Below are 24,347 nucleotides of genomic sequence, written 5' to 3' on the forward strand. Positions count from 1 at the left end.
GCGGCTCGCTGCGCTTGCCGCAGGCTTTGTTCGCGTCCGCTTCGCGGCGCGAGGCCTTGTACGAGCGGGTTGTGCATGGCCACGTGGAGCGTAGCGACACGTGCACAGCCTGTTACGAGCGGAGCGAGTAACATCATAGCCTGCGGGCGTAGCTCGCATCCCGGCTTTGCTCCAGTTTCCCGCGAAGTCGGTGAAGTCCAACATAAATCTGTCGTAGCGCCCGACGCCACTGTTCTCGCTGCTTTGCCTCAATCCACTTTAATCGTAAAGCTATCTGCAATTGTGTATCGAGTTCTGCGCATGAACCGATAGCGTAATAGAGGATTCTTCGCCGGTCAGCGGGTGTGTCTCGTGTCATAGCTTCGGCAATATTACTGGGTATCGAAATGGCGCTGCGGAATACCTGGTCTTTAAAACTGAAATTTTTGCTGTGCTGGAAGGTTTCCATTATATCGATGGCAATATCAAGGGAATGCTGCCAAAGCCAGAGTTTTTGATAATTCATTATTTGTGTTGGGTTGTGAGGGGTTATTGCAGTTTAGGGGATGGTTTTTGAATTTGTGGATGATTGTGGTGTGAGATTTTTGAGGGGGGATGGCGGCTTCGCCGCCAGGTCGGGATGCGGCTCGCTTCGCTTGCCGCAGGCTGTGTGCATGTGCGCTTCGCGCCATGCGGCTGTGCACAAGCTGCTCGTACACAGCCTTGCCGTGCGAAGCACAGGCAAGCAAAGCCTGTTACGAGCGTAGCGAGTAACATCAAAGCCTGCGGGCGCAGTCCGCATCCAACCTCAGAGCAAAAAAAACGGCCCCCGAAGGAGCCGCTTGTATTGCGTAAGACTGTTTAAGCCGTCGCTGGTTTTCCAGTAAAGGATTAACCCAACAGTGACAATGCAGCCTGTGGACGCTGGTTCGCCTGCGCCAAGATAGTAGTTGACGCCTGCTGAATGATCTGCGCCTGAGTCAACTTAGCAGTCTCTGCCGCAAAGTCCGCATCACGTACACGTGAACGTGCAGCTGATACGTTTTCAGAGATTGAGCTCAAGTTAGAGATCGTGCTCTGCATACGGTTTTGGAATGCACCGAAGTCTGCCCGTTTATCGTCGATCTGTGCTATCGCGTTATCAATTGAACCAACTGCACTCTGAGCTCCAGCTGCTGAGCTGATATCAATTCCATCCACTGCTCCAACAATAGCCCCAGTTACTACACTGCCGGCAGTTCCTGCCGTAGCTCCCGAAAATGACCCGTTTGTTTTATCGCTACTCGTAATGGTCGCAGTTGTCGCTCCCGTTACGTCTGCATCGGCATAAAACTGAATGTCTCCACTACCATCAATCCTCGCATATACTCCTTGATCATTGGCTGCATCATTAAATTTCTCAACATAATCCTCGAAGCCATCACCTTTGGATATTTGGATCTCGGTGTTATTGCCATCAACTGTTAACGTCAATGTTTCATCGACCGCACCTATCTTAGCTTGTTCAAAATCCAAGCCACTTATTGCTGTACCGTCTTTTGCACCTAGCGCGTCCGCTGCAAAATCTCCTAAGTCCAAGCTAATAGTCTGATTTGCCTCAGAACCAACTTGAAAATCAAGACTAGCAACAGAACCATCCAAGATGTTTTGACCACCAAATGCCGTTGTGTCAGCTATCCGCGTAAGCTCGGTCTGCAAGGACGATACTTCCTTTTGAAGCGCATCGCGGTCGGCCTGCGAATTAGAACCATTCGATGACTGTAGTGCCAATTCACGCATACGCTGTAAAATATTAGTAGACTCTTGCAATGAACCCTCTGCGGTCTGAGCAAGTGAGATACCGTCGTTTGCGTTACGGGTGGCTACGTTTAGGCCGTTGACCTGTGAGGTCAGACGGTTTGAGATTTGTAGACCAGCTGCGTCGTCTGCCGCGCTGTTAATACGGAGGCCTGACGACAAACGTTGGAAAGCTTGGTCAAGCGAGTTGCCTGATTTTACCAGCTGATTCTGTGCATTGATCGAGCTGACGTTAGTATTTACGTATAAAGCCATTTTTCATGCTCCCTTAGTTTGATACAAAAGCTTGGTGTTACCAATATTGTGTCGCCAAGCTGGAGGAAGGGTAGGCTTGTTTTTTGCCTGGTTAAAATTTCCTCTCACAAGGGGTATCGGCGGGGGGTTGGGATCCTTTAGGAAAAATTTTAATTTTTTTTAGCGCGGGTTTTTAGTGGGGATGGCGGCTTCGCCGCCAGGTTTGGATGCGGCTCGCTGCGCTTGCCGCAGGCTTTGTTCGCGTCCGCTTCGCGGCGCGAGGCTGTGTACGAGCGAGGGCCCGCATTTATTTTGCTCTTACACAGCCTTGCCGTGCGAAGTACAGGCAAGCAAGGCCTGGCGCAAGCGCAGCGAGCGCCATCACAGCCTGCGGGTGCAGCCCGCATCCAAGCTCAAGGTTTATTGGACGTAATCAAACAAGCTTAGTTGATTGATACGCGAAAACACTTGTTGTGATGCTTGGTATAGGGTTTCGTTCTTGACTAGTTCGGTGACGGCTTCGTTGTAGTCAACATCGGCGAGTTCGGCACGGGCGGTTTGGTTCACGACGTCGGCATCGCGGAGTTGGGTGCGCGCGGATTCCATGACGTTCATGCGGGTGCCGATGTCGGCTTGGGTGCCAACGACGTTGTCCATGGCTTTGTTGAGATCGTCGAGCGCCCAGCTGGCTTCGTCTTCCCATTGGCCGTTGGTGCCTTTGCCTTCGAGTGCGGCGGCGAGATCGCTCACTAGCGTGATGGGGTTACGACCGATGGGTTCGCCATTACTGATTTTGATGGTATCGCTTGCGCTGGGGCTTGCGTCTTCAGCGAGGGTGATGTCCATGCCGTTAAAGCTGATTTTGCCATCGGTAATGGCGCCACTGGCGAGGTTATTACCGCTGGTGTCGTCGATACTGTAGTTGCCGGCGCCGTCAAAGCTGATGTTAAAGTCGCGTGGGTTGCCGTTACTTTGTTGTTGCTCGGTAAAGTCGGTGAATTGCTCGCGGTTGCTTACGCGCAGTTCGCCGACGAGGTTTTGGCCGCTCTCGACGTTGATGTCGACGCGTTGTGATACGTTGGCAAACGGTTTGCTACCGGGTTCGTTGGCGGCGAGTTTGAGGTTGGGGGTGAGCTGTATGTTACGCGCCCCTTGGTCGCTTACGTATTGGTAGCTTTGGGTGCTCGCGTCGTATTGCATGGGCTCTTTGCGACTTTGAAAGCCGGCGAACATGTATTCGCCTTGTGCGTCGCGGGCATTGGCTTGGTCAACCAATTGCTTTTCGATAGCGCGTAGCTCTTTTGCGACGGCTTTGCGATCGTCGGCGCTATAACTGCCATTCACGACGCCAACGGCGAGTTCGCGCGCGCGTTGCAGGCCACTGTTTACGCCATCGAGGTTGGCCTCTGATTGGCGTAAGTTGGCCTCGAGGCTGGTACTGTTGCGCATGAATTGCTCGTTCTGCGCCAGCGCATTGTTGAGGTTCATGACTTGCGAGTTAGCAATCGGGTCATCTGATGGTGACAGTATTTTGGTCTGACGAGTGAGCTGTTGCTGCACTTTATACAGCGCGCTCTCGGAGCGCTGTAGTGAGTCGAGTCCACGTTGAAACATTAAGTTAGTACTAATACGCATCGTTTATTACCCCACTGCGTTTAACAGGCTGTCAAACGTACGTTGTGCGACGGTGATGATTCGAGCGGCGGCGTTATACGCGCGTTCGAACTGAATCAAGTTGGCGGCTTCTTCTTCTAGATTGACGCCTGATTTTGCTTCATACATCGCTTGTGTTTGTGCTTCGATGGCTTGCGCTGCATCGCGGCGCGAGCGTGTTTGTTGAACGTAGCTACCAATATCAGATACCACGCGCGAGTAGCCTTCTGCGAAGGTCATGTTGGCATCGTCGCTGTCGGCTGACGAACGACGTAGCTGCGCGTTTTGTTGTAGCTCGGTAAAGGCTTCGCCATTGCGATTGTCATCAAAGCCATCGGTGTTGTATTCGATTGAATAGCTGTCGCCCGCCGCAGGCTGACCATTGATACTGATATCGTAGTCGAGCGGTGACCCTGCAAAGGGTGCCGGGTTGCCGTTGGCTGCCGCTTGGTCGTTGGCTTGCTGCGCTAGGTTTTTAAGGTCACTTAAACCCGTTAATGTGATGTCACTGCCATTTTTGCGACTCAGCGTTACATCGAACGTGCCATCACTGTTGACCGCATCGACCGCGACGCCGGTTGGGGCACCGTCGGCGAGTGTTTTGCCAGCGGCATCGAAGAAGTTACTGGTGCCATTGATAGACTCCAATTCAATGTTAGCCGAGCCTTGGTTTTCAAGGTCATCGCTGACACGTACCGGCTTTGCAAGTGCTAGGTCTTCTGGACGGCTAATTGCCACGCCAATATCGCCCGCGATGTCTTCGACCGGTTTGGCGAGGAATTTATCGCCGTCGCTTGCGGCGCTAAAATTCGCCGAGGTCAGCTCAACGCCATATTCTTCGACAGCGATGGCGCTGGGATTGCCGGCGGTACTGATGGTCACTTCAGGTGCATTTTTGATGGCACGCCCTTGGTTATCGGCGGCTTGCACCGTAAAGGTGTCGGCACCGGTTTTTGTGATCAGCAGGTTGTCTGATGTCAGTTTGGCACTGTTACCTTCTAACAGGCCCACATTAATATTGGCATTGCCGGTGTTTTCTTCAAAATCCAGAGCGCGCACGGGGGTGCTACTGAGGTCAAACAGTTTTTGCCCGAGTTGGTTGTCGAGATCCATGCCCTTTTGGTTTTGCGAATTCATGGTGTCGGCGATACGTAACGCCATTTGACCGATACGACGTTGCGCGGGAAGCAGCTGATTATCGCGGTAATCCATGTAACCACCAAGCGCAGAACCTAGCTGATCTGGCTTGAGATAAAACTTGGTGGGATCGGCGCTATTCGTCGACTCAATTTGAATTTCAACGCGACCGGTATCCGGCTGGCTGTTCGCCGTGATCATATTATAACGACCATCTTTTAAGACCAATGGTACGCCGTTCTTTAAGTTGACTTGCACCGCGTCAGAATCGCTTTTGACCACGTCAAACGATACTAACTTAGACAGCTCTTCTAGCTGTTGGTCGCGTTGGTTTCGCAGTGAGTTGGCATCAAAGCCTTTGACGTTAGATGAGCCGAACTTGAGCTCATTATTGAGCTCGGCAATATTCTTCGACAAGGTGTTAATCTGCTGAACAGAGTCACGCACACGCTCGTTCACAATGTTCTCTTGATCGTTTAAGTAACGAGAAAAGTCGCTCATGCGTGTCATTAACCCCTCGGCTTCGCTGATCACGACTTGCCGATTGGTCAATGAGCTGGGATCGTTATTGGCATCTTGCACACTGTTAAAGAAGCTGGTCACTGCACTATTGATGCTGCTTTCAGTGTTTCCTAACAGTGAATCGAGTGGCTCGGCTTGATCGAGTTTACCGTTTTGAAAGGCGACATCCATATGGGAGCGGTTCAATTGACCAACAATGTATTCGTCGATCATGCGGCGCGATTCGACACCCCGTAAGCCCCCAAAGGGATTACTGACATACTCTGCTCGCTCACGCACGTAGTCCGGGTTATTGATGTTGTTGATGTTCTGCCCGGTGATCGCGAGTGCGCGTTGATGCGCTAAAACCGCAGTTTGTCCTTTGGTCAATAAATCAAATGACGCCATAAATGGTCGCTCCTAATACTTCGTCTATTACGGTTATCGACAGAGACAGCAAAAAGTTAAGTGTAAAATTACGTAAAGCGGCAATGAGTTGCCGCTTATAACCGTTGCATAATGGACTTAACCTTGTTGGCGTAGTTAGGATCCGTTGCATAGCCCGCGCTCTGTAATTGCTCGATATATTGGGCGGGATCCTCGGCCGCTGCGACGGCTTGTTGATAACGCGGATGTTCTGTTATGAAACTAGCATAATCGTGTAAACTTTGCTCAATATTTTGGTAACTACGAAATGCCGCGCGTTGCTTGTTGGCTTGGTGGCCATCAAACTCTAAAGTGTTTACATGCGACTGTTCGCCTTGCCAACGACTATCAGCCTTAATATTAAACAGATTATTACTCGAGCCGCCATGCCGTCCCGGTACCATGCGCTGTCCCCAGCCTGTTTCTAACGCCGCTTGAGCGATCAATGCTTTGGCGGGTAAGCCGGTTTCTTTGGCAACCGCTTCGGCTTGTGGTCTTAAAGCATCGATGAAGTCATTTTGGCTGGAAATGTGTTGTGCTTGATCACCAATATTGAGTGTATTCACCCGGGTGTCTCCGTAAAACAACCCGACAGGACGCCCGCCTTGGTCACTTAAGCGAGTGGAGCGATTATTCACGACCGCGGCTCTTGGGTCATCGAGTTTTGCGCCAACCCGTTGCTGCGTATCAAATCCACCTTGCTTGCTCAGTTGCTGAACCATCAGATCCGCGAGTCCGAGTGACCCCTGATTTGATAATTCTGACGTGAGTTGTTGGTCATACATGTCGCGGTACATCTTTGTGTAGCGGCTATTGAGCATGTTGCCTTCCGCAAACACATCGTTGGCTTTACGCATGCTTCCCATGACCATGTTTAAGAAAATCGCTTCGAACTGTTTCGCCGCCTCGCGCAGGGCTTGCTCTTTATCGTCACCAAAGGCTTGTTCACGAAGACTGTCGAGCGCGTGGTTATCAAGCACGGCTCCAGTACCTTGCGCTTTGGGCGCAAGGTCATACAAGCGAGTGGCGTCGGTATTAAATAACGATGAGCTCACCGGAAATAGCTCCTGCTTGCTTTAAGGCTTCCAGTACGGCGATGATATCGCCAGGGGCCGCGCCGACTTGATTTACAGCTCGCACCAAATCGTTCAGTGTGGTGCCTGGATTAAACACAAACATCCGCGCATCTTCCTGCTGTATATCGACCACACTCTGTGGGGTGACCGCTGTATCACCTTGACCAAACGGATTGGGCTGGTCGACTTGCATGTCCTCGGTGATAGTCACTTGCATGTTGCCATGTGCCACCGCGGCTGGACGTAACTCCACGTTTTGACCCACTACGATTGTGCCCGTGCGTGCGTTGATTATAATTTTCGCCGCCGCCATCGCTTGTTCAACTTGCAAGTTTTCAAGCGTTGACATGTAGCTCACTCGTTGACTTAAATCGCGCGGTGCTTTAACACGAATCGACGTTGCATCAATGGCTTGCGCCATGCCCTCACCCACTAAACCATTGATCGTGTTAGCGACACGTTTGGCCGTGGTAAAATCGGAATCATGCAGATTAAAGGTAAAGTAGTCGCCTTGCGCAAATGCGGTGGGGATCTCACGCTCGACAATAGCGCCGCCCGGAATACGGCCGACGGTAGGCGTATTGATTACAATTTTAGAACCATCGCTGCCCTCTGCGCCCAAGCCGCCAACAATAAGGCTACCCTGCGCAACAGCATAGACTTCACCGTTGGCGCCTTTCAAAAAGGTTTGCAATAGCGTGCCGCCGGTTAAGCTATCAGCGCTCCCCACGGAGGATACGGTGACGTCGATTTTTTGACCCGGTTTGGCAAATGCGGGAATTTCGGCATGCACAGCCACGGCCGCCACGTTATTAATTTTTGGACGCTGACCTTGGGGTACGTTGATACCAAAGTTGCCGAGCATGGTTCGGAACGTCTGATCGGTAAAAGGTGTTTGCTCACCCGTACCGGGTAGACCCACCACTAAGCCATAGCCGATAAGTTGGTTTGAACGAATGCCTGCGACAGAGGCAATATCTTTGATGCGTGATGCTTGCACCGGCAGCACTAACTGACCCATGATGGCAAGTCCAAGTAACATCACTTTAAGAAAGTTCACAGCGCGTCTCCTTATCCGTTAAAACGGCCAATAACTGCTGTTAAAGAAACGAGTGAGCCAGCCTTGCTCTTGAGTCGAAGCCAGACTACCGGTGCCACTGTATTCGATACGCGCGTTCGCCACGCGAGTAGACGGAATGGTGTTATCAGCGCTGACATCTTGTGGGCGAATAATACCCGTCAACCGAATATACTCGTCACCGGTGTTAATGCGTAACCATTTCTCGCCACGCACAATTAGGTTACCGTTCGCCAGCGTTCGAATCACGGTCACGGTAATCTCGCCCGATAGTCTATTGCTCTGGTCAGCGGTTGCATCACCGGTAAAATCGCGCGTTCCTCCTAAGTTGGCAGAAATGGGGTTGCCATTAATGGTCGCCGCTTGCCCGAGGATCGTAGGTACCGGTAGGTCAACATTACTCTCCTTCGTGGTCTGTGCGTTCGCCGATTTACTCGCCGTCGTACGCTCTTGAAGGGTAACCGTAATAATGTCGCCTAATCGACGCGCTTTGATGTCTGAATACATATTATCGGAGTACTGCGCTTGATACAGTGAACCCGTCGGTACGACCGGTTCTGCACGTTCCTCGGGCAGTACGGGCGCGTAGTATGGGTCATTCGGCATCGGTGCTGGCTGGTTGCTACTGCAAGCAGCCAATGTCACTAAAACCCCGGCCATGATAATCAGGCGCATACTCACCTCCACCGTTATAACTGCTGATTAATGTAGCTCAACATTTGGTCCACCGATGAAATGACTTTTGAATTCATCTCGTAGCCCCGTTGCGCTTCAATAAGATTAACCAGTTCTTCTGTGACGTTCACATTCGATGTTTCTAGCATTCCCTGACGCACATTACCGACACCATCGACACCGGGCACGGACTCTTGTGGTGCGCCGCTGACTGCGGTTTCTTTATAGAGGTTTTGTCCGATGGGCTCGAGGCCCGCGGGATTAATAAAGCTGGCTAGGTTCAACTGACCGATAACAGCGTTTTGCGCATTACCAGGCTGACGTACGGTGACTTCCCCTTCCTGTGAGATACTTAGTGAGATAGCGTCTTCTGGGATCTGAATCTGAGGTTCAATAGGATAACCGTTGCCCGAGGTAACCAGAGTCCCCTCCTCGTTTACTGAGAACTGACCATTACGTGTGTAGGATAAGGTTCCATCGGGCATCAATACTTGGAAGAACCCCTTGCCATTGATCATCACGTCGAGCGAGTTATCGGTCGTCTGGACATTACCTTGCGTATGGGATTTTTGGGTTGCTACGACTTTAGTACCAGCACCGAGCATCAAGCCATTGGGGAGTTCTACGTCCTGCGCTGATTGGCCGCCTGGTTGATTAATATTTTGATAGAGTAGATCTTCGAAAATCGCGCGGCTTTTTTTAAAGCCCACGGTACTGGCGTTTGCTAAGTTATTCGAAATCACCGAAATGTCGCGCTGTTGTGCGTCGAGTCCGGTTTTACTAATCCATAATGCGGGGTTCATAATCTATCTCCTCGACACGCGTTAGCTCATGCGCATCAATGTTGCTGAACGCTGAGCGTTCTCATCAGCGGTTTTCATCATTTTGACGTTCATTTCGTATTGGCGCTGAAGCGCTATCATGCTCGTCATTTCACCAATTGCATTGACGTTGCTTCCCTCTAACGCCCCCACCTCAAGTTTGACGTTAGCGTCCGCCAGCGCTTGCTGACCGTCTTTTAATGCAAAGTATCCATCCGTGGTCTTTTCAACATTGTTAAGCGGCGGGTTAACCAATTTGATTCGATCAACAATTTCGTTCGCGTCTTCCGGTGCACCTTGTGGGCGAATCGAGATATTGCCATTGCGACCAATGGTGAGCGAGTCAATCGGCATTGGAATGAGCACTGGACCGGCGTCGCCCATGACAGGATCACCTGATGAAGTACGCAACATTCCGCCAGCGTCAATTTCTAAACTCCCGTTGCGGGTGTAGCGCTCGTTACCATTGGCATCCTGGACCGCTATCCAGCCTTGGCCGTTGATAGCCACGTCAAGATTACGTCCGGTAGTGCGAATCGGGCCTTCGGCAAAATTTTGCCCCGGGCTTTCTGTCATCGAAAAGACCCGCGTTGGCAGTCCTTCACCAAAGGCCTGCATTGAGCGAGCTTGCTCTAGATCTGCTTTAAATCCAGTGGTGTTGGTGTTAGCCAAATTGTTGGCGCGTACCGAGACGGCTTTCATGTTCTCGTTAGCACCACTCATGGCAATCCACAGCATTTTATCCATCGCTGACCTCCAGCCAAAAATTTGTCATCTGGGTACTAGCTATGCAGAGTTCGTGCCAAAATAAAGGCATCCCCTACAAAATAGGTGGTCAACATAAAAAAAGGCTTGCCGAAGCAAGCCTTACTGTATGCTCTCAAGCCTTCGTCATTGATTAACGAATCTGTAAGATGTTCTGTTGCAAGCTGTTATTGATTTCAAGCGAACGTGAGTTTGCTTGGAAATTACGCTGTGCAGAAATCAGATCAACTAATTCTTTGGTCAAATCAACGTTTGAGTTTTCCAGTGCCGAAGCTTCGATGGTGCCAAAGACGCCTGAGTTTGCTTCACCCGAGGTCGCGATACCTGACGACTGACTTTCTGACCAAGACGCATCACCGAGCTGGGTCAAACCCTGTTCGTTGGCAAAACGCACTAACGCGACTTTGCCTAAGTATTGGACGTCACCGTTTGAGTAGCTCGCTGAAATCAGGCCGTCTTCCGCAATGTCGATGTTGGTTAAACGACCGACCGTTGTACCATCTTGTTCAAGTAGGTTGACGCTAAAATCTGAAGCGAACTGAGTGGGCGCTGTGTCTCCGCCTTGATCGAGACGATCGCGGTAGAAGATCTGTACGTTTTGCGAGGTATCTGCGCCATTACTTAACACATTGGCTAGCGAGATGCTTGCCGGTGGGAAAGTATCACTGTCGAGGTTATAGCCGCCTGGATTTGGCACGCCCACCGGTGAACCGCTTTGGTCAAATACGATACGCTGGCTCGATACGGTATTATCAACACCATCGCCTGGTGAAGGCTCATAGCTTGGTGCACCGGTATAACCTTGTGATGGATTGGTGTCGACCATTTGACCATCGACTGTATTGTAAACATCCCACACGTTTTCCTGACCGCCGACATCTGCCGCGTTACGTTTTACATAGTAGGTTGTCATCACATGCGACTCACCTAAGGAGTCATAAATCGTGGTTGAGGTGGACGAGGTGTACGACGTCGGATCCTCTGGATTAAACCCATTGCTAACATCAATACCTGGTGCACGCGCATCAAGGTTAAATGATTGGTATTGGTTTTCGGTCGCTGACGGTGCACCTGCTGAATCGGGAATACGGATCGGTCCGGATGCGGCAAGTGACGTTGATTGAGTTGCACCGCTGGCACTATCGACTGGGAAGCCATGCAAGAACCGGCCTTGGTTGTTAACGATGTAGCTGTCATCGTTAAGTTTAAATGCGCCGGCACGAGTGTAGGTAAAGTCTTGCTGCGCGATACCTGATGTGGTCGCGAAGAAGCCATTACCGCTTATCGCCATATCCAGTGAGTTCTGGGTAAAGTTAAGCGTGCCCTGACTGAACTGTTGCGCAACAGAGGCGGTCGCAGAACCGTTACCGGTCTGTTGGTCGGAGCCACTGAAAATATTGTTGGCAAAGACGTCGGCGAACTCTGCGCGCGAACCTTTAAAGCCAGTCGTACGAACGTTCGCCACGTTGTTCGCGGTGACATCCAGATCTTTTTGAGCGGATGAAATCCCGCTAAGTGCTATATTGAATGACATAAGTCACCTCGCTTGTTAGCTTATCTCTGAAACTTGATTAAATTTGATGCCGCCTAGGCCTTTGAGGTTAAGTACAACCCCCTCGCCGTTGCCCATGCTGACGCTTTGAACTTTGGCACGCATTTGTAATGGCACTTCGACCCGCTCACCCCCCATCGTGCTTTGTGCTGTCATGCTATACACGCCTTCGGGGACCGGTTCGCCTGCTGAGTTAGTGCCATCCCAGCTAAAGTCATGAAGCCCTTGCGACATATCGCCGAGGTCAATGACATCAACCACCTGACCCACTTTATCCTTGATGGTGACCTTCGTCCCATAGCCGGATTGCTCAAGCGCAATGGCGCCGGTCGCAGTTCCGCCCGACTCAACAAAGGTTTTGTTGGATGGCACCAGCACATCGCGGCCCACCATGGTCGATGCCTGCAGCGCCTGATTTGAACTCATGTTTTGGGTAAACTGAGTAAACTGACTGGAAAGCTGACTAATGCCTTCGGCCATTGAGAAGCTCGTCATCTGTGAGATCATTTGATCATTGTCGACGGGCTTCGTCGGGTCTTGCATGTTGAGCTGTTCGGTCAGTAGCTTAAAAAAGTCCTCCTGCTCGAGCTTTTGCTGTTCCGACGGGTCCGCGGCTTCCGCCCCTTCTTCTCGTCGCCAGCGCATGCTATCGATATAGGAGTTATTGCTTACACCGTCCATCGGTTATCTCCTGTTAGCCTTGACCTAAGCGCAACAAGCGCTGAGTCATGGTTTTTGCAGTATCCGCAACTTGTACGTTCGTTTGGTACGAGCGCGAGGCGGAAATCATGTTTGCCATTTCTTCCATCGTGTTGACGTTGGAGCGATAGATGTACCCGTTTTTATCCGCCATCGGATGGTTAGGGGCGTATTCGATTTGCAGCGGTTTATCGCTTTCCACGACGCCTAAGACCTTGACTCCTGCCGACTGACCGGCTTGAGTTTGATTGGTCAGTTCGGTGCCGTGGTACTTGCCACTTGCATCCGATAGTGCTGCCGCAAAGATCGGGCTTCGCGCGCGGTAGGTTTCGTCGATACTGCTGCTAACCGAGTTGGCATTCGCTAAATTGCTGGCGGTTGTATTTAAGCGCACGGACTGTGCGCTCATTGCCGATCCACTGATGTTAAAAATATTGAATAGACTCATGGGTTAGTTCCTATGCTTGGCCACTGCCTAACGCTTTTTTGACACCACTGATCTTGCCGTTGAGGAAGTTCATGGTCATTTCGTATTCCAATGCGTTTTTGGCATACAAGTTTTGTTCCACTTGCACATCGACGGTGTTGCCATCACCGGTATCCGGTTGTGAGGGAACGCGGAACTTTTCTTGACCTTGTGGGCTGATTTCAACCGAAAAATGCTTTTCGTGGGTACGCGCGAGTGAGTGGCTCTGAATGCCACGTTGGGCTTGTGCTAGTGCTTGTTGAAAGTCGAGCCCCTTGGCTTTGTAGCCTGGGGTGTCGGCGTTGGCAATGTTGTTTGCAATAAGCTCGGCGCGCTGGGTACGAATACCCAGCGTGTATTGCTGAATACCGAGCAACTTATCCATGCTGAGTGCCATAATTTTGTCTCCCACGTATTAGGTGAGAAACATAATGCACGATTCATGCCAAGCTTAATTTTTGCGCTGGTATATAATGCCGGGGTTACAGCGGATCATGTCAAAGTCGTCAGTTAAGCCAGATATCGACTCAGACGCACCAAGAAACAAGTAGCCGTTAGGATTGAGGGATTGCTTAAATTGGGCAATGATTTGCCGTTTAATTGCCGCCGAAAAGTAAATCAATACATTTCGGCAAAAAATAACATCAAACTTGCCAAGCAAGGCATAGCTGTCGAGCAAGTTTAAATGACGAAACTGAACAAACTGCTTCACTTCATTTTTAAGTACGGCAACGCCGGGCTTAGCGCCGTCTTCAAAAAATCGCTTACGTCGTTCGGGAGATAAACCTCGGACGATAGCTAAACTGTCATATTCAGCTTTGGCACATTGTTCAAGTACCTTATTTGATATGTCAGTCGCAGTGATTTTAATCCCGCCTTTTAGCGCACCGGGGTTGCGCGCTTTATATTCGAGGTATGTCATCGCGATAGAATAAGGCTCTTGGCCGCTTGAACAAGCGGACGACCAAATTTTTAACGGCCTGGTTTCATTTTTATACACGTCGAAAATGCGATTGGCGAGGATTTCAAATGGGTAACTGTCTCGGAACCAGAGCGTTTCGTTCGTGGTCATTGCATCAATCACGGCGGATCGTAAAGCACGCTCGCTGATTTTCATTGAGCGTTTGACGAGTTCTGACAGCGAGTCGATACTAAAGCGGCTCATCAACGGTGATAGCCGGCTTTTAACTAGATACAGTTTGTTGTCACCTAATACGATCCCGCATTGATGCTCTAAAAACTGTCTAAACTCTTGATACTCTGCTGTGTTGAGTTCTTTATTACTCGTCATTTACTGCATTAATCCATTAATCGACATCAGCGACAATATTCTCTTCATTGAGCCACTTTTTAACTGCCGAAGCGAGTTCATCCGGATGAAATTTAGCGATGAAATCGTCGGCACCGACTTTTTTCACCATCGCTTGGTTAAACACACCACTGAGCGACGTGTGTAGAATAACACGAACCGCAGCCAATTGGGGATCGGCTTTTATTTCTGCAGTTAAGGTGTAGCCATCCATAACAGGCATTTCGACATCGGAAACGATAACAGGAACATGTGGATGCACATCACCCGACACCTCTTGCGCTTTTTCTTTCAACCAATCCAACGCTTCTTTGCCGTTCTTTTTAACTTCTAGTGGAATCTCCAATGATTCGAGCGCTCGCTTTATTTGTCCACGAGCCACTGCGGAATCATCGGTTATTAAAATCGTCAGGTTGTCTTTCGAGACATTAATCGGTTGATTTTTAACTTCGTCACTAACATCCGTATTGACTGGCGTGATGTCGGCTAGAATCCGTTCGACGTCAATAATCTCGACGAGCTTTTCTTCTATCTCGGTGACGGCCGTCAAATAAGCATCTCGCCCAGTACCCTTCGGCGGCGGCATGATGTTTTCCCAGTTGATATTGATAATACGATCAACGCCCCCGACCAGGAACCCCTGTACGGTCCGGTTGTACTCGGCAATGATAATAAAGCGATTTTCAACATCGGTAATTGCAGGTCCGCCAGTCGCCATACTCAAATCAATGATGGAGATTGCTTGCCCCCGAATGTGCGCGACACCTCGCACGAGTCGATTACGGCGAGGAATCGATGTCAGGCGTGGACAGGGTAACACTTCGCGTACTTTAAATACGTTGATGCCAAACCGTTGATTTCCTGCTAATCGAAATAGCAGCAGTTCAAGGCGGTTTTGACCCACCATTTGTGTACGTTGATTCACCGAGTCGAGGATACTGGCCATGTGTGCTCCTGTTTGCCGCGCCTCATGCGCTGGCATGTTCTTTGCTTGCAATACCGTTAAGCGTCTTTCTCAGGCGGCTGTGTCAATCGATTGACGACTAAAACAACCCATTACGGTTGTTGTCGGCCTGAGTCACCAAAAACTTTAAACGGAGTTGGTATGATAGTACGAACCTTGCAGATAATCAGTTCGATTTTTCTCATATTGACCTCATCGGTCGCCATGGCGGATTCCGACACTTACAACTATAAACAGTTACAAGCCATGGCGGATAATTTTGTAAACCAACAAATTGTCCAACCCGATAGCGGTCGGGTTGAAGTTGTAGCGAATTCACTTGATCCACGTATGACGCCCAAACTGTGTGCCCACGAACCTCAAGTTGACTTCGCGCGTAACTCTTCTTTGGAACGTTATACCACGGTAGAAATTAAATGCCAGTCGCAACCGGCGTGGCGCACTTACGTGCCCGTCCGTATTTATCGCTACAAGACCGTTTGGGCAGCCGCGACCCCGATGCAACCGGGGCACTTAATTGCCGCCTCCGACTTAACCCAAGTGGAAGTCGATGTCAGTCAAGTTCGTGCTAACCTGTTTGAAGATAATCAGTTGCTGATTGGCTCGCGAACTAAGCGCCGAGTTGCGGCGGGTAAGGCCATTGAGGCGCGTGACACATGTCTTGTATGCGAGGGAGAACAGGTTACAATAGTGGCTAAGAGTAAAGCGTTAAAAATTACCGCGACGGGTGAAGCGCTTGCTGATGGCTTGCAAGGTGAGTCGGTTGCCGTGAAAAATGTCCGTTCAAACAAGTCGTTAGAGGCGATAGTGACCGGTTTAAACGAAGTTACCGTCAATTTGTAGGTAAATATACGTAGTTTTTTTATACTTTCAGCTAAAGTTATGTGTCGCGACGCCGATAACAAATCGAGAACGTATAGTTAATGAGGTTTCATCATGGCAATTAATATCAACAATAACGGTGTTAAGAACAATACGATTGACACCAAACAGACACAACGTCAAGTGTCTAGCAACAGTAATGGTCAGACCGACAGCGCAACGCAAAAAAGTGCTGAGTCGGTGTCGTTGACATCGGAAGCGAAAAACATCAATGCTTTACAGGAAAAAGCAATGAACAGTAGCGGCATCGATCAAGCGAAAGTAGACCGCATTAAAGCGGCAATCGAAAACGGCTCCTATAAAGTAGACGTTGAGCGCCTAGCGTCAAAACTGGCACAGTTTGAGGGTGACTTATTCGGCGACTCTATTGATACTGATAAACAATCATAGGGCGCAGTAATACATTTATGTCTACCCCATTAACTGAAGTTCTCGATTTAATGACACAAACGCTCGAACAGTTGCGCGAGTGTCAGCACCATGAATTGACCGCCGTAGTTGAGCGCGAGCATGCGCGCGTAGCCGAATTGACAGACATCAAAGCGACGCTTGTTGAGCAACTACAAGAGTACGACGCATTTATCGCGCAACATCCTGATAAATCGTTACTTCAATCTGACGACGAGCTCGCTGCTCAGATGCGTACCATTAATGACTTGCTGGCGCGTGTAAAACAGCAAAGCGATGTTAACGAGCAGGTTGTTAACCGCACACTCTCTAATATCGAGCAGCTTAAGCAAACGATTATTCGTCATGCCTCCCAAGCCCGCGGCGATACCGTCACTTACGATTCTAAAGGTCGTATTCGCTAAAGAATTCTACGCTGTTGCCGTTAACCTTTGTAATCATCCTTTATGGGTTCTAACGAGGTTTGTATGAAGCGGTCAGCATCAATTGCGTTCGTATTTTCTACGTTGGTGGCGCTATCCGGTTGTAGTTTAGTGCATGACCAACAATACGTTGAGTGGGAAACTAAAACACCCGATACTTTTCCTGTGTTAACGGCAACGGGGTTTGCCCCCATCGATGCGCAACCTGGCGAAACGCCTCAACATAAAGACCTCGCCGCAATGCGCGCATCCAAGCTCGAAGCCTATCGCGAGCTCGCCGAGCAAGTTTATGGTCAACGTATTTCCGGCAAGACCTCAGTGCAAAACTGGTCGCTGGGCAACGACCAATTTCAAGCATCGGTTGATGGTGTTATCCGCGGAGCTGAGGTCGTACGAACCTACACAGTAGGCGATTATTATGCCACTGAGCTGCGTCTTGATTTTGCGAAGGTGCATCAGTTGTACGAGAGTACGAGTCGTAAGCAAACCATTAAACGTGTGGTCTACTACTAATTCTGGTCTAATTCTTGCTTACTTTAATCACACAGCCCTTGAGGGTCATTGATTAAAGGTTTTTCTATGCTGCGTACGTTGATTATTGGCATTATCGTCGGAATTATGACACTCCCTGTGTTTGCCCGTGTCATTGAGGTGGAAGGTAGTGCTCGCATTGTGGGAGGAGATACTCAGGCAGCTCGGGATCAGGCCATTGAGAACGCACTCCAGCAAGCGTTGATGATGACCGGAAGTACGATTCGTTCGAATCAACTGGTTGTTAACGGTGTCATACAAAACCAAGAAACTGAACTCGCGGCTTCCGGAGAGCTTGAACGAGTTGAAGTCTTGCGTGAAGAAACCCGAGATGGTCGCGTATTCGTGCTCGTTCAAACCGAGATTTGGTCTAATCAGGACAGTTGTGCTGGTCAACGCTACAAAGCCGGTGTCACTATTGCCCCATTCGAATTTTCGAATCGTGAACATGCTGCGTACGGACAGGTGTGGGACTTGGGTGAAGTGGCGGCTCAGCATCTTGCACGGGATATCGCTCGACAAAGCGAGCAACTTTTTGTCACTCATACATTAAAACGTCATGCCGGACTTCAGGCAGCACTGGATGGACTTAACTTAAATGAAGTCGGTCGTATCGGACGCCAGATTGGGTACGCCAATGACAGTCAATTTGTCATTTTAGGTATTTTTGACGACCTTTCGGTGACCGAAAACAACGCATTCTTGGGCGTATTCGATCAGCAACCAACACGGCATTTTTCTCTCACCCTGTATTTGCTCGACGCAATGAGTGGCGAACTCATTACTCGCGCACGCGTCGAGGATGCTGAACCTTGGACGTTCTCGCGTAATGCTCAGGTTGATGTCGCGACTAATACGTTTTGGAACGCACCATTTGGTGTCTCACTTGCCTCATCCTTAGAAGAGCTGGCGACAGGGATACAGATGCAAGTGCAGTGTAAACCCACGCGTGGTCGAGTTGTTTGGCATGACCGGCAAAAGATCCAGGTCAACCTGGGCTCATCGCATGGGGTGAAGGTCGGTGACACATTAAAGGTGGTTCATCCTAGCAACTATGTCGACGCGCAGGGGCATTTTCGTCAGCGCTGGCAGGTCAGTCGTTTTACCGTTACGGTTGAACAGGTGCAGCCTGATAGTGCAGTCGCCTCTCTCGACAATACAGATGTATTAACCAATGTGCAGATTAACGATTGGGTGATCCCCGCCGTGTCGAAAAACACGAGTTCGAGATAGTGGTTGGCTGGAAAGCTTAATCTGAGTCTGGCATACTTTGCCAGCTCACTCGGTTGTCCCCGTAGCTCAGCAGGATAGAGCAGCCGCCTCCTAAGCGGCAGGTCGCAGGTTCGACTCCTGCCGGGGACGCCAGGTTTACTGAATTATTGATGACGCTTTGTTAAAAACTCAATGAGCGGCTCAAACCGCAGCGGTGTTGCTTCAAGATAACCTTGCATAATGTCTGCCTGAAGTTTTTTGACCTCTGCCTTTTCCGATATTGTTTCCACGCCTTCAGCAACAATCTTAAGCCCTAGCTCATGAGACATACTGGTGATACCTCTCACTATCGCTTGATTTGCTTTATGGGTATCAATATCACGGATAAAACTACGGTCGAGCTTGACGTCCGAAATAGGCATTTGCGTGAGGTATCTCAAGTTTGAGAAGCCTGTACCAAAATCATCCAGCGCGATCGCGATTCCTTTATCGGCTAATTTGTCGAGCGTCGCGACAGCCGTTTGCGCGTTTCGTAACATCATTGACTCGGTGATTTCTAACTTAATATCACTGGGCTTGATGTTTGTCTCCAACATGACGCGCTCAAGTTGTTCCATGAAGTCCGAACGTGAAATATGAACCGTTGAGACATTCACCGATACACGCGCTCCTTCAGCTAAGTAAGGCTTTATTTTGTGCCAATCACTAAAAGCCTGGCGCATGATCCAATAACTGAGCGGGATAATTTGGCCAGAACTCTCGAGGATGGGGATAAACTCGGCGGGCGATAAGCCGTCAATATCGGGATGGCGCCAGCGTACTAGTGCCTCGATGCCACAGACCGTCTCTGCTTCAAGGCAAATTTGAGGTTGATAGACCAAATGAAATTGTTGCTTATCGAGACCTTTTTGCACGGTGTTGCGAATTAATAGTGCTCGGTTCACCTCATCATTGAGCGCTTTATCGAACCACTGGAAGGTGTTTCTGCCGGCGCGCTTAGCTTCAAACATGGCAATGTCGGCCTGCTGAATCATGATTTCTGCGCGTGCCGTGCGATCTTGACAATAGGTCAATCCAGCACTTGCGGTAATGTAGAGATCAGTACTGTCAATTTTGTACGGTCGGGCAAGGTCATCGAGGATACGCTGTGTCACCGTTGCTGCATCTTGGCGCGCTTCTAAACCGGTAAGAATAATGAGAAACTCATCACCGCTTAATCGCGTTAACGTATCGGAGTTACGCAACTGATTCCGAATCCGCCCTGCCACGACTTGCAATAGCTTATCGCCCATTTCATGACCTAAGCTATCGTTGATCGCTTTGAATCCATCTAAATCAATAAATACAACCGCGGTGAGTGCTTTTTCTCCGGCGTCTGATGAGCAGTGCCGCTGAAGACGTTTTATAAACTGATTACGGTTAGGTAAGCCGGTTAATGGGTCATGCTGTGCCAAAAACGGCAAATGCTCAGTGCCGCTTAATTTCATATTAAACGGATGAAGATAAATCAAGAAGTGGCGCTCACCGTTATCGGTCACGGCAATGGCGCAATAATAAATAGGCTGTCCGCTTATTTCATTGGGCTGAAAGGAACTTGAAAAAAACTGTTTATCATCATTTGGGAGGTGCACCCCAAGCTGCCTACCAATATCGACTTTATTTGCCAGTAGATCTTGAGCACCTTGGTTTGCGAACGTGACAATACGGTCGCTGTCGACAATGACGATGGCGATGCGACTATTATCAAAAATCTCATAACGCTCACACGTTTGGTGCATAAACTATTCCTTTAGCTCATTTTTTACACATAATTAAAAAGAGACTCACGACTATTTGCTTAATGTTTCTTAATTAATAGTAGCACTGTTTGTAATAGGCAACGCTAGTCTTAATATCATACTCATACGTTGTTTTTTTACTTAGAGTATCGTGTGTTTTAAACCTTCCTTGTTTTGCTATGAGTATCATGTTTATGAAAGCTTACGCAAGCGTTGCTAATTTTTGTAAAATGGGAGCTTTATTAACTCGATATAAGGTGTGTTCTGTTTTTCGTTGCGATACGCTTGTAAGCCAATATCGACGTGATCAGACCCCGCGCTCGCTCGATCGGTGTAACTACCAAATAGCCAGTCCCACCAGACTACACTGAAGCCATAATTACTATTCGTCTCGCGTTTAAGACTACTGTGATGAATACGGTGTAATTCTTGAGTAATAAGAATTTTACGTACAATCGATTCGAGCTTTGGAGGTAGCTGCACATTACCATGATTAAACAACGAGCAAGCGTTTAAAGTTATTTCGAATATCAGTACAGCACTCGCCGGTATACCCAGTAAGGTGATCGTGGCGGCTTTAATGGCCAAGCTGAGCAACATCTCAATCGGGTGAAAGCGCACCCCAGTAGTCACGTCAAAGTCTGGATCTGCGTGATGTACCCGATGCAAACGCCATAGCCATGGTATACGGTGGAACGCTCGATGTTGCCAATACAGTACAACATCCAGTGCAATTAGACCCAAAGCAATGGCGAGCCACAATGGTCGCTCAAATTGATTAAACACGCCCCAGTTGTTTTCAGTGACCCATAAAGCAATCCCTGTTAAGCCAACTGGAGCAACTAAGCGCATGAGCACGCTGGACGTGAGGATCAGAGCAAGATGACTGCGCCAACGATGCCAGCGACTCACTCGCGCTACACGTTTAGGCTGTCTTGCTTCCCATAAAAGCATGAGTGCCAGTACAGCGAGAAAAATGCTTAATCGAATCCATGTTTCCATCGTTTTACTCGTATGCCTTGAGCGTTTTAAAGCCGGCCCAAATACGTGTTGTCGTCGTCACCCAACACACCCCGCCAAACAACCAAGCGATAATGCCAAAGTGCTGCGGCAGTAAACACAACACAATAAAAACTGCGAAGGTTTCAAAACCTTCGGCAAGTCCGCCCATGTAATACATCGACTTGTTCGGATAATGCGGGTTGTCCCCCCCCCGTTTAGACGCCTGCACGGCAAAGGCTAAAAAGCTGGTGCCAGTGCCAACGAAAGACAACATTAAGAAGAGTCCAGGTAACAGGTGCTCGTGTGGACTATTTAAAATAAACCCGACCACCACCGCTTGATAGAAAATAAAGTCCAAGACGATATCTAAAAAACCACCCGCATCGGTTGCTTCAGTACACCGAGCAACGGCACCATCAAGCCCATCTGCAATACGATTAAATAAAATAGCGATAAGCCCCAGCTCAAACGCACCCACGGCGAGTAGTGGCAGTGCCAACATACCTATAATAAACCCTATTAGGGTCACTTGATTCGCCGTTATAGAACGCGCAGCGATCCATTGTCCGGGCTTATTGAGCAACCGATGCAATGGCGGAATCAAGTAGCGATCAATCATAGTAGTAATCTTCTAAGTTGACGATGTTGCCGGGGGCATCCTGTACGTCATGCGTCACCAAGATGGCAGGCATGCTGGCTGCTGTCAGCGTTGTCCAAGTAAAATCGCGTATGGTCTTTCTTAGTTTTACGTCGAGCGCTGAAAAGGGTTCATCAAGCAGTATACTCTTGGGTGCCGATGCAAGACTGCGTAACAAGGCAATGCGGGCTGCTTGACCACCACTGAGCTCCGTTGGGTAGGCCGTGGCGTAGTCCGCGAGTGCAACCGAATCGAGCTCTTGTTTTACCCAGTCGTGCCGCGCTGCATCATCACCCTGCTTAGCAGCGAGTGCAAACAATAGATTTTGCTCGACGGTCATGTGCGGAAATAAATCCACTTGCTGTGTCACTAACCCTATCTGTCGGCGTTCAATGGGTAACGCTCCTACATCCTCGCCGTTGAGTTTGATCTGACCTTCAATCGTGATGTCAGGTTGCGGTACACCCAGTATCCACTGTAATAAACTTGATTTACCAATACCGCTCGTACCTGTCAGCGTCAGTACTTCACCGGCTGATACAGTCAGCGATGGAATCACTAACTGATGATATTTAAACACCATAGTGAGATGATTAATTTCGAGCACGTGTCCCCCATAAAGCCAACATGAATACGATCCAAACACTCGCCCATTGTGCCAGGGCATAGACACTACCGAGTCGCCAATCCCCGCCCGACGCAATGCTGACAGCCTCAGTCGTCAATGTAGGATGGGTCACCGGTGCCAGCCATTGAGTTGGTAAATACTGAGCTACACTGATCGAAAATGCCATCGCCCATGTTAAAGCTAATGGTCGCTTTAACATGGGAACTAATATTTTAAACCATGCCGCCCAAGGACCATAACCCAGACTGCGCGCCTGCCAGAGCCACCGTCTAGGGTACGCATGGTAAGCCCCGTGCAATGTTAAGTACGCATAAGGAAAACAAAACACAGTATGAGACCATAACAACCCAATCAACCCGCTATCGGGCCCAATGGTCTGTTGCCAGCCCAAAACCAAAACTAATTGCGGAACCATCAGCATTGCCAGCCAGCCAACGTGCAGTTGATGTTGCTGACGTTGCGCCTGCACTTCCAATAGTGCGACGGCTGACAACCAAGCTAGCGTGGCACTTAGTACGGCGAGTATCCAAGTGTTGTAAAGCAAAGGTGCGATATAGGGCCATTCGGCGAGCCAACGTGACCATTGCCAACCCTGCGGCCACAAGGACGGATAAAACCACGACTGCTGAACTGACTGCAGTAATAAACTTATAAAAATAATGACTGCCAATCCCGCCCAAAACCAAGGTAGACCCGCACGTTTACCTGTGGTTTGAGCGACGGGTGTCCGCTTTCCGCTTGCAGCAAGGGAGCTAAGCCAACGCTGCAGTATCCATTCGACGACACGTAGCACGACTAAGGTGACTATAGCCACAAGCACCAAAAGCAACGAACCCCAATGGACTAATCCTTGCGTATTGCTATTAAACTGCCAGTTAAGCTCAAACACTGCCTGTGCCAAAAGTGCGGGCGCGTTAGGCCCAACGAGCAATGGAATGTCGACCACAGACACGGTGTAAATGGCAATGATGTAAAGCGGCAAACGGATTCGTCTAAGTAAAGCGGGTACGACTATCAACCACCAAAACCTGCGGCGACTGTAACCTAACGCCTGTGCTTGCTGTTGCCAGCGTAGAACGGGCATTTGTTGAACATTCGCCTGCGTCATTAGTATTAAAAATGGTAGTTCTTTGAGCACTAACACCACCATCAGGGTAAAGGCGCTTTTGCTACTGAGCCAACTGGACTGTAAGGGCCCTTGCCACATGGGTAATAACGCGTCGACGATACGCACTAACCAACCCGACGGACTCACGAGCCATAATAGACCAATGGCGAACGCAACATGGGGGACGGCAATAAAGCTCGCCCACGTCGCACTGAGGCGCTTACCCCGAGCCAAGCCAAGGGCACCAAAAAGTACTATCAGGCTGGTTATCAACGTCACCGCGAATGTCAGCCAAGCACTACCGCTCAACGCCCTGAATGCATCGCTCAACGCCCCTTCAAAAGACGCCGTTGTGCTTTGCCAGAGCACAACGCCCAACGGCAGTATTAACCACAGCAATGCTATCGCTACGCGCACCATACGACTTATCATTAGCGCGGATATCGTTGTTGCCACTGTTGCTCTAAATAGGCTTGCCAACTGACATGAAACTCCGCCGCGACTGGCAACATCGCCGGCATATCGGGTAGCGCTATATCCAATACTGTCGGGTCGCCCCAGCCCGATAAATCAGCTTTTTGCGTTGTGCGGCCACTGATAGGAAAAA

25 protein-coding genes and 1 tRNA gene are annotated in these 24,347 nt (G+C 49.6%); 6 read left to right on the plus strand and 20 right to left on the minus strand.

Features of this window, described 5'->3' with window-relative positions; genetic code table 11:
- Window positions 1-133: 133 nt before the first annotated feature.
- The 15 genes from ABNS04_RS09530 to ABNS04_RS09600 all read right to left on the minus strand — a co-directional run bounded on the left by ABNS04_RS09530 (window position 134) and on the right by ABNS04_RS09600 (window position 15,114).
- On the minus strand, window positions 134-505 hold the full coding sequence (locus ABNS04_RS09530) for a four helix bundle protein (RefSeq protein ID WP_272977882.1): 372 nt from the start codon (window positions 503-505) through the stop codon (window positions 134-136).
- A gap of 365 nt (window positions 506-870) precedes the next feature.
- Window positions 871-2,031, minus strand: coding sequence for a flagellin (locus ABNS04_RS09535; protein WP_272977881.1), 1,161 nt, complete (start codon window positions 2,029-2,031; stop codon window positions 871-873).
- A gap of 399 nt (window positions 2,032-2,430) precedes the next feature.
- Entirely contained in the window at window positions 2,431-3,645 is a 1,215-nt protein-coding gene (gene flgL, locus ABNS04_RS09540) for a flagellar hook-associated protein FlgL (protein WP_272977880.1), read from the minus strand.
- A gap of 6 nt (window positions 3,646-3,651) precedes the next feature.
- The gene (flgK, locus tag ABNS04_RS09545; protein WP_272977879.1) at window positions 3,652-5,709 is read right to left on the minus strand and encodes a flagellar hook-associated protein FlgK; all 2,058 of its coding nucleotides are present in this window, start codon (window positions 5,707-5,709) and stop codon (window positions 3,652-3,654) included.
- Between the two features lie 95 nt (window positions 5,710-5,804).
- Entirely contained in the window at window positions 5,805-6,782 is a 978-nt protein-coding gene (gene flgJ, locus ABNS04_RS09550; RefSeq protein ID WP_272977878.1) for a flagellar assembly peptidoglycan hydrolase FlgJ, read from the minus strand.
- Window positions 6,763-7,845 (minus strand): flagellar basal body P-ring protein FlgI, encoded by a 1,083-nt coding sequence (locus tag ABNS04_RS09555; protein ID WP_083773240.1) that lies wholly within the window; start codon window positions 7,843-7,845, stop codon window positions 6,763-6,765. The genes flgJ and ABNS04_RS09555 overlap by 20 nt, the downstream gene beginning before the upstream one ends.
- Window positions 7,846-7,881: 36 nt before the next feature.
- Window positions 7,882-8,541, minus strand: coding sequence for a flagellar basal body L-ring protein FlgH (gene flgH, locus ABNS04_RS09560; RefSeq protein ID WP_242603653.1), 660 nt, complete (start codon window positions 8,539-8,541; stop codon window positions 7,882-7,884).
- Window positions 8,542-8,570: 29 nt separating this feature from the next.
- Complete coding sequence (gene flgG, locus ABNS04_RS09565; RefSeq protein ID WP_006954854.1) at window positions 8,571-9,359, minus strand: flagellar basal-body rod protein FlgG; 789 nt, start codon at window positions 9,357-9,359, stop codon at window positions 8,571-8,573.
- A gap of 21 nt (window positions 9,360-9,380) precedes the next feature.
- Window positions 9,381-10,124 carry a flagellar basal-body rod protein FlgF gene (gene flgF, locus ABNS04_RS09570; protein ID WP_006954853.1) on the minus strand — a complete coding sequence of 248 codons (744 nt, stop codon included), beginning with the start codon at window positions 10,122-10,124 and terminating at the stop codon, window positions 9,381-9,383.
- A gap of 151 nt (window positions 10,125-10,275) precedes the next feature.
- Window positions 10,276-11,676 carry a flagellar hook protein FlgE gene (gene flgE, locus ABNS04_RS09575; protein ID WP_006954852.1) on the minus strand — a complete coding sequence of 467 codons (1,401 nt, stop codon included), beginning with the start codon at window positions 11,674-11,676 and terminating at the stop codon, window positions 10,276-10,278.
- Between the two features lie 15 nt (window positions 11,677-11,691).
- Window positions 11,692-12,375: a flagellar hook assembly protein FlgD gene (locus ABNS04_RS09580; RefSeq protein ID WP_006954851.1), complete on the minus strand. Its 684-nt coding sequence runs from the start codon at window positions 12,373-12,375 to the stop codon at window positions 11,692-11,694.
- 13 nt (window positions 12,376-12,388) lie between these two features.
- Entirely contained in the window at window positions 12,389-12,841 is a 453-nt protein-coding gene (gene flgC / locus ABNS04_RS09585) for a flagellar basal body rod protein FlgC (protein WP_006954850.1), read from the minus strand.
- Between the two features lie 10 nt (window positions 12,842-12,851).
- Window positions 12,852-13,256, minus strand: a complete 405-nt coding sequence (gene flgB / locus ABNS04_RS09590; RefSeq protein ID WP_006954849.1) for a flagellar basal body rod protein FlgB — start codon at window positions 13,254-13,256, stop codon at window positions 12,852-12,854.
- A gap of 54 nt (window positions 13,257-13,310) precedes the next feature.
- Window positions 13,311-14,150 carry a protein-glutamate O-methyltransferase CheR gene (locus ABNS04_RS09595; protein ID WP_006954848.1) on the minus strand — a complete coding sequence of 280 codons (840 nt, stop codon included), beginning with the start codon at window positions 14,148-14,150 and terminating at the stop codon, window positions 13,311-13,313.
- A 16-nt stretch (window positions 14,151-14,166) separates the two neighbouring features.
- Window positions 14,167-15,114, minus strand: a complete 948-nt coding sequence (locus ABNS04_RS09600) for a chemotaxis protein (protein WP_040487708.1) — start codon at window positions 15,112-15,114, stop codon at window positions 14,167-14,169.
- Window positions 15,115-15,273: 159 nt separating this feature from the next.
- Here ABNS04_RS09600 and flgA point away from each other — a divergent pair, with 159 nt between their 5' ends.
- The 6 genes from flgA (at window position 15,274) to ABNS04_RS09630 (ending at window position 18,740) form a co-directional block, all read left to right on the plus strand.
- Window positions 15,274-15,975: a flagellar basal body P-ring formation chaperone FlgA gene (gene flgA, locus ABNS04_RS09605; protein WP_006954846.1), complete on the plus strand. Its 702-nt coding sequence runs from the start codon at window positions 15,274-15,276 to the stop codon at window positions 15,973-15,975.
- Window positions 15,976-16,068: 93 nt separating this feature from the next.
- Complete coding sequence (gene flgM / locus ABNS04_RS09610; RefSeq protein WP_006954845.1) at window positions 16,069-16,404, plus strand: flagellar biosynthesis anti-sigma factor FlgM; 336 nt, start codon at window positions 16,069-16,071, stop codon at window positions 16,402-16,404.
- A gap of 17 nt (window positions 16,405-16,421) precedes the next feature.
- Complete coding sequence (gene flgN / locus ABNS04_RS09615) at window positions 16,422-16,826, plus strand: flagellar export chaperone FlgN (RefSeq protein ID WP_006954844.1); 405 nt, start codon at window positions 16,422-16,424, stop codon at window positions 16,824-16,826.
- Between the two features lie 63 nt (window positions 16,827-16,889).
- Complete coding sequence (locus tag ABNS04_RS09620; RefSeq protein ID WP_272977877.1) at window positions 16,890-17,357, plus strand: LPP20 family lipoprotein; 468 nt, start codon at window positions 16,890-16,892, stop codon at window positions 17,355-17,357.
- A 66-nt stretch (window positions 17,358-17,423) separates the two neighbouring features.
- Window positions 17,424-18,608 carry a flagella assembly protein FlgT gene (locus ABNS04_RS09625; protein ID WP_006954842.1) on the plus strand — a complete coding sequence of 395 codons (1,185 nt, stop codon included), beginning with the start codon at window positions 17,424-17,426 and terminating at the stop codon, window positions 18,606-18,608.
- Window positions 18,609-18,663: 55 nt separating this feature from the next.
- Window positions 18,664-18,740, plus strand: a tRNA-Arg gene (locus ABNS04_RS09630).
- Window positions 18,741-18,751: 11 nt separating this feature from the next.
- On the opposite strand, the gene ABNS04_RS09635 is transcribed toward ABNS04_RS09630, so the two are convergent.
- The 5 genes from ABNS04_RS09635 to ABNS04_RS09655 all read right to left on the minus strand — a co-directional run bounded on the left by ABNS04_RS09635 (window position 18,752) and on the right by ABNS04_RS09655 (window position 24,172).
- Entirely contained in the window at window positions 18,752-20,365 is a 1,614-nt protein-coding gene (locus tag ABNS04_RS09635) for an EAL domain-containing protein (protein WP_272977876.1), read from the minus strand.
- 216 nt (window positions 20,366-20,581) lie between these two features.
- Window positions 20,582-21,367 (minus strand): sterol desaturase family protein, encoded by a 786-nt coding sequence (locus ABNS04_RS09640; RefSeq protein ID WP_006954840.1) that lies wholly within the window; start codon window positions 21,365-21,367, stop codon window positions 20,582-20,584.
- Window positions 21,368-21,371: 4 nt separating this feature from the next.
- A complete protein-coding gene (locus tag ABNS04_RS09645; RefSeq protein WP_272977875.1) occupies window positions 21,372-21,986 on the minus strand; it encodes a CDP-alcohol phosphatidyltransferase family protein in 615 nt (204 codons plus the stop codon).
- Window positions 21,979-22,611, minus strand: a complete 633-nt coding sequence (locus tag ABNS04_RS09650; RefSeq protein ID WP_272977874.1) for an ATP-binding cassette domain-containing protein — start codon at window positions 22,609-22,611, stop codon at window positions 21,979-21,981. The genes ABNS04_RS09645 and ABNS04_RS09650 overlap by 8 nt, the downstream gene beginning before the upstream one ends.
- The gene (locus ABNS04_RS09655; protein WP_272977873.1) at window positions 22,598-24,172 is read right to left on the minus strand and encodes an ABC transporter permease; all 1,575 of its coding nucleotides are present in this window, start codon (window positions 24,170-24,172) and stop codon (window positions 22,598-22,600) included. The genes ABNS04_RS09650 and ABNS04_RS09655 overlap by 14 nt, the downstream gene beginning before the upstream one ends.
- Window positions 24,173-24,347: the final 175 nt, after the last annotated feature.

The sequence above is a fragment of the uncultured Idiomarina sp. genome, from assembly GCF_964010655.1.
Taxonomy (GTDB): Bacteria; Pseudomonadota; Gammaproteobacteria; order Enterobacterales; family Alteromonadaceae; genus Idiomarina; species Idiomarina baltica.

Coding starts and splice junctions, on each gene's coding strand:
- ABNS04_RS09595 (WP_006954848.1), bottom strand. CDS start 14,150: ATGACGAGTAATAAAGAACTCAACACAGCAGAGTATCAAGAGTTTAGA.
- flgL (WP_272977880.1), bottom strand. CDS start 3,645: ATGCGTATTAGTACTAACTTAATGTTTCAACGTGGACTCGACTCACTA.
- ABNS04_RS09580 (WP_006954851.1), bottom strand. CDS start 12,375: ATGGACGGTGTAAGCAATAACTCCTATATCGATAGCATGCGCTGGCGA.
- ABNS04_RS09535 (WP_272977881.1), bottom strand. CDS start 2,031: ATGGCTTTATACGTAAATACTAACGTCAGCTCGATCAATGCACAGAAT.
- ABNS04_RS09600 (WP_040487708.1), bottom strand. CDS start 15,114: ATGGCCAGTATCCTCGACTCGGTGAATCAACGTACACAAATGGTGGGT.
- ABNS04_RS09620 (WP_272977877.1), top strand. CDS start 16,890: ATGAAGCGGTCAGCATCAATTGCGTTCGTATTTTCTACGTTGGTGGCG.
- ABNS04_RS09555 (WP_083773240.1), bottom strand. CDS start 7,845: ATGTTACTTGGACTTGCCATCATGGGTCAGTTAGTGCTGCCGGTGCAA.
- flgM (WP_006954845.1), top strand. CDS start 16,069: ATGGCAATTAATATCAACAATAACGGTGTTAAGAACAATACGATTGAC.
- flgE (WP_006954852.1), bottom strand. CDS start 11,676: ATGTCATTCAATATAGCACTTAGCGGGATTTCATCCGCTCAAAAAGAT.
- ABNS04_RS09625 (WP_006954842.1), top strand. CDS start 17,424: ATGCTGCGTACGTTGATTATTGGCATTATCGTCGGAATTATGACACTC.
- flgK (WP_272977879.1), bottom strand. CDS start 5,709: ATGGCGTCATTTGATTTATTGACCAAAGGACAAACTGCGGTTTTAGCG.
- flgA (WP_006954846.1), top strand. CDS start 15,274: ATGATAGTACGAACCTTGCAGATAATCAGTTCGATTTTTCTCATATTG.
- ABNS04_RS09530 (WP_272977882.1), bottom strand. CDS start 505: ATGAATTATCAAAAACTCTGGCTTTGGCAGCATTCCCTTGATATTGCC.
- flgF (WP_006954853.1), bottom strand. CDS start 10,124: ATGGATAAAATGCTGTGGATTGCCATGAGTGGTGCTAACGAGAACATG.
- flgN (WP_006954844.1), top strand. CDS start 16,422: ATGTCTACCCCATTAACTGAAGTTCTCGATTTAATGACACAAACGCTC.
- flgH (WP_242603653.1), bottom strand. CDS start 8,541: ATGGCCGGGGTTTTAGTGACATTGGCTGCTTGCAGTAGCAACCAGCCA.
- flgG (WP_006954854.1), bottom strand. CDS start 9,359: ATGAACCCCGCATTATGGATTAGTAAAACCGGACTCGACGCACAACAG.
- ABNS04_RS09640 (WP_006954840.1), bottom strand. CDS start 21,367: ATGGAAACATGGATTCGATTAAGCATTTTTCTCGCTGTACTGGCACTC.
- ABNS04_RS09655 (WP_272977873.1), bottom strand. CDS start 24,172: ATGATAAGTCGTATGGTGCGCGTAGCGATAGCATTGCTGTGGTTAATA.
- ABNS04_RS09635 (WP_272977876.1), bottom strand. CDS start 20,365: ATGCACCAAACGTGTGAGCGTTATGAGATTTTTGATAATAGTCGCATC.
- flgC (WP_006954850.1), bottom strand. CDS start 12,841: ATGAGTCTATTCAATATTTTTAACATCAGTGGATCGGCAATGAGCGCA.
- flgB (WP_006954849.1), bottom strand. CDS start 13,256: ATGGCACTCAGCATGGATAAGTTGCTCGGTATTCAGCAATACACGCTG.
- ABNS04_RS09645 (WP_272977875.1), bottom strand. CDS start 21,986: ATGATTGATCGCTACTTGATTCCGCCATTGCATCGGTTGCTCAATAAG.